Genomic DNA, 3,921 nt, shown 5'->3' on the forward strand with positions numbered 1-3,921 from the left:
CGGAGGGCCGGACGAGGACGAGCGGCTTGCCGCCGTGACGATCGCAGGGGCACCCAGCTTCGTGCAGCGGGCGGCGAGGTTGACCACGGACTCAACGAGGACCGCTGAATGACGGCGAGCTGGCAGAAGGTCTTTTCAACTCTTTCGGCACCCCGGTTGCGGGAGATTTATGCGGCTGCGGTGCTGGGACTCGACGTCGTCGCTTCACCCAAGGAGCTCGACAAACTTGCGGCCGCCGGGTTGCTCGGCGCCGATGGCACTGTAAACATGGACCTGTTCCAGGAGGTCCTCGGCGCTGCGGCGCGGGATAAGCCCCAGGGAATAGACCGCTTTTTTGCCAGCGGGTACCTCGACGGGCTGCCGCGCAATCCTTCCGAACGTCGGGTGGTCCTTGAGCACTTGACGGAGCGGTTGATACCGGCGGGCCAGGAATTGTCGGAACGCGAGGTGAACCTGGTGCTTTCGACGGTCACGCGGGACATCCCTACCCTGCGGCGCGCCCTGGTGGACTATGGACATCTGGTCCGTCGTCCGGACGGCACCGGCTATCGTCAGGCTTGAGGGCCGCCGTCGTTAGCCGTTGTGCGGTGCGTCAGGGTCTTTCGGCGCCTCGTTGCGACGCTTTTCGAGGAGCTCCTTAGTGCGGACCAGGCGGAGCAGCGTTACGAGGAGGAGTCCGCCGAGCATGTTGAAGGCCAGGGTGTAGCCGAACCAGCCGAGCCACTCCAGGTAGGAGATATCAGCACCGGAATGGATTGCGGCGAAGATGAGCATCGAATCCAGGATGGAGTGGAACAGCTGCAGGCCCGCCAGGAGGAACCCGCCAATCACTGTCGCAACGATCTTGGCGACGTCGTTAGAGGTTCCTTGCTGCATCCGGCTCATCAGCGTGATGGTGCTGCCGCCCAGCACAGCCAACGCCACCACCTGCATGGAGAACGGCGCATCAATGAAGTGGTGGGCACTTTCGGCAACTGTCTCGGTCCATTCAGGGAACGCCTGCATGACAATCCAGACGAAAATCCAGCCGCTGGCAAGGTTCGCCACGAGGGTGCCGCCCCAGAGCTTTGCCAGCTGGATCAGGCTGCCTTCCTTCGCCACGACGGCTGCGACAGGCATCAGGAAGTTCTCGGTGAAGAGTTCGCTATGGGCCAGGAAGAGGGCAACGAGGCCCACGCTGAACGCGAGGCCCGCGAGCAGGTGGTCATCCGTCTCGTGCAGCACCGCGAGGTAGGCCATGATGCCGAGGCCGATCTCAAAACCGCCAAACACTCCCGTGACCAGGATGTTCCTGAAAGTGCGTTGCAGGCGCTCGGCGCCCTCCTCGACGGTGTTGTCGAAGGATTCCTTCAGCTCGTCTTCAACCGGGGCGTCGGTATGCCCGAGTTCCCTCCTGCGTTCTTCGCTCATGACGCCTCTCTTGTGATCTATCGGGGGGAGTCGTTCTCCCAGTTCGGCGCTACTTGATAGGCGAAATGGTAGCAACAGGGGAGGTGAGCCACGGACCAGTCGTGTTGACTGATACCAACACACCGAGCCGGGCAGGATGGTAACGCCCAATCACTGCCGACGGTGGGATCGGGGCCGAGGCCGAGCTGATTCAGGGGTCATGGGCACTGGAGTTCAATCCCGCTGGCCTCGGGGTCCTCAGCTCGGTCGAGCAGCTGACTGTCCTTCGTTCACTCGGATCGGGCCCTGAAGCCGAGCACCGAGCGATTGCGGCCGCTGCTCTCGCTGTCCCATGGGCCCCGAGTCGCTAGGGCTACCAGCAGGGCTCCGACGACGATGGCGAATCCCATTGTCGCTCGAGTCGGGTCCATGATCAGTCCGGCCGCACCGAGGAAGATGAACATGGAGCCGACGGCGAAGAGGACGCGGGTGCTTTTCCAGCCAAAGGTGAACATGCTTCAAACGTACGTGGGCGATCGACGAGTGGCCAGGGGCGGCTGAGCGAATCCTGAACGGTGAGGCAGAATTGAAAGGCGACCTTCCGGCGTCGTAATCGCCCGTTCTCCTGATGAGGATCTGATGAAATCCCACGCTCCAACCGGCCTTGTGATCCGTCCAGTCACCGAGACGGATTACGACGACGTCCGTCGTATCACCTGCGCGGCCTACCTTGAGGCGGGGTACTTCGAGGCATCTGACCATCCGTACATGCGGGTACTGGCCGACGTCGAGCACCGTGCTGAGCACGCCGAGATCTGGGTAGCCGAGCGCGACGGAGTGGTGGTCGCTTCGGTGGCCATCACGTTTGAGGGACAGCGCTACACGGACATTGCCGTTGCCGGTGAACTGGAGTTCCGGATGCTGGCCGTGGACCCGGTGATTCAGCGGGGTGGGGTGGGACGGCTCATGGTCGAAGCGATCATTGGGCACGCGCGATCCCTGGACGGTATTTCGGCAGTCAGTCTCACAAGTGGCTCCGATATGACACGGGCGCATGCCCTTTACCGATCGCTGGGGTTCGAGCGTCAGCCCGAACGGGACTGGTGGGTGCGCGACGAAGAGATCCTGCTGTGGGTCTTCCGTCTCAACCTGTAGCTGTTGAGCAGCCCCGCCGGGCATTTTATCGGGCGGGGTATATGCGAATAGCAGGGCTCGGGTGGACTTTTCGACCTCCAGTGCGCCCACTGCGCTGAATCGGACGAGGTCTAACATCAACCTATCCACGAGCTTCGTCGCTTATGACTGTGACTTTTAGCCAGAACTGGCGGCTCATAGCAGCCTCATTTGGCGGTTCTGTTGTTCAGCCAGCGGATCCCTCGCATGGCACTTTCTCGGGCAGTGTTACCTGGCAGCAGAACAGGTGTGGCTAGCGGCGACTGGTTGATGGAGCGCCGGGATGATCAGCACCATCTTTGCCCTGTGTGGAACTCGCGAACCCGAATATCGCGTGTATGACCGCGCTGCTTCTGGCTGAGGATGACCCAAATCATGGGTTTCTCCGATACAGGAACGATAGTCTTTTCCAACTGAGCTGCTGCGGTGATTTCGGACAGCGGATTTGGTGGTTTTCTCTACGCTGCCATGGCTGGCTGTTGGTAACTGTAATGGACTTCGTTGGGCCGGCGGTAACCGAGGGCTGAGTGCCGGCGGCGACTGTTGTAGAAGCCCTCGATGTAACGGATGACGTCTCGTTTTGCTTGTAGTTTGGTGGCGTAAACGGTCCGGTAGACCCGCTCGTTTTTCAAGGAGCCGAAGAAGCTCTCGGCCAGGCTGTTGTCCCAACACACCCCGGTACGCCCCATCGAGGAACGCATACCCAGGCCGGTAACCAGATCCCGGTACGCTTCGGAAGTGTAAACGCTTCCGCGGTCTGAGTGGAAAGTCGCATCTGCCTCCACTCGGGTGGTCCGGGTGGCGTTGTTCAGGGCGTCCGTGACGAGCTCGGTGCGCATGTGATCGGCGATGGACCAGCCCACGACTTTCTTCGAATAGCAGTCGATCACGGTGGCGAGATAGAGGAATCCCTGCCACGTGTGGATGTAGGTGATGTCCCCGACGAACTTCACCCCCGGGCGGTCCGCGGTGAAGTCTCGTTTCACCAGGTCCGGGACCGCGGCAGCACCTTCGGCATCGGCGTTGGTGGTGACGCGGAACGGGCGCGGCTGGCACGGCACCAGCTCCTCCTGGCGCATAATGCTGCGCACCAACTCCGGGGAACAGGCGGTCCCTTCGGCGGCGAGGTCCGCGTGAATCCGCCGGTACCCGTACGTGCCGTCGGCTGCGTCGAAGAAGGACCGGATACGCACCGCCAGCACCTGCCTGCGGGCCGCGGTGGCAGAGCGTGGCCGGGAGAGCCAGTCATAGAACCCCGAGGTTGATACTGCTAACCACCGGCACATCTTCCAGACCGGGTCCGTGTTTCCTGGGGCGTGTTTTTGAGAGTCGATGAACTCGTACTTCGCCACTACCGTG

At 61.8% G+C, this 3,921-nt stretch carries 5 protein-coding genes; 2 read left to right on the forward strand and 3 right to left on the reverse strand.

The window, feature by feature from the left end; all coding sequences use genetic code 11:
* The first annotated feature begins 108 nt into the window (after positions 1–108).
* Positions 109–561 (forward strand): DUF2087 domain-containing protein, encoded by a 453-nt coding sequence (locus tag Y703_RS20980; RefSeq protein ID WP_051427576.1) that lies wholly within the window; start codon positions 109–111, stop codon positions 559–561.
* Positions 562–573: 12 nt separating this feature from the next.
* On the opposite strand, the gene Y703_RS0112990 is transcribed toward Y703_RS20980, so the two are convergent.
* Together Y703_RS0112990 and Y703_RS0112995 are read right to left on the reverse strand one after the other, a co-directional pair.
* Complete coding sequence (locus Y703_RS0112990; RefSeq protein WP_026553044.1) at positions 574–1,410, reverse strand: formate/nitrite transporter family protein; 837 nt, start codon at positions 1,408–1,410, stop codon at positions 574–576.
* A 269-nt stretch (positions 1,411–1,679) separates the two neighbouring features.
* Positions 1,680–1,904, reverse strand: coding sequence for a hypothetical protein (locus Y703_RS0112995; protein ID WP_026553045.1), 225 nt, complete (start codon positions 1,902–1,904; stop codon positions 1,680–1,682).
* Between the two features lie 124 nt (positions 1,905–2,028).
* Here Y703_RS0112995 and Y703_RS0113000 point away from each other — a divergent pair, with 124 nt between their 5' ends.
* Positions 2,029–2,544 (forward strand): GNAT family N-acetyltransferase, encoded by a 516-nt coding sequence (locus Y703_RS0113000; RefSeq protein ID WP_026553046.1) that lies wholly within the window; start codon positions 2,029–2,031, stop codon positions 2,542–2,544.
* 476 nt (positions 2,545–3,020) lie between these two features.
* Here the strand turns inward: Y703_RS0113000 and Y703_RS0113005 are convergent.
* On the reverse strand, positions 3,021–3,921 hold a 901-nt coding region (locus tag Y703_RS0113005; RefSeq protein ID WP_081743539.1), incomplete at its 5' end, for an IS3 family transposase.

Source organism: Arthrobacter sp. H20 (genome assembly GCF_000520515.1).
In the GTDB taxonomy this organism is placed as follows: domain Bacteria; phylum Actinomycetota; class Actinomycetes; order Actinomycetales; family Micrococcaceae; genus Arthrobacter_D.

Bases quoted from the DNA above. Each gene is read 5' to 3' on its own strand.
- Y703_RS20980 (WP_051427576.1), top strand. From the start codon at position 109: ATGACGGCGAGCTGGCAGAAGGTCTTTTCAACTCTTTCGGCACCCCGG.
- Y703_RS0113000 (WP_026553046.1), top strand. From the start codon at position 2,029: ATGAAATCCCACGCTCCAACCGGCCTTGTGATCCGTCCAGTCACCGAG.
- Y703_RS0112995 (WP_026553045.1), bottom strand. From the start codon at position 1,904: ATGTTCACCTTTGGCTGGAAAAGCACCCGCGTCCTCTTCGCCGTCGGC.
- Y703_RS0112990 (WP_026553044.1), bottom strand. From the start codon at position 1,410: ATGAGCGAAGAACGCAGGAGGGAACTCGGGCATACCGACGCCCCGGTT.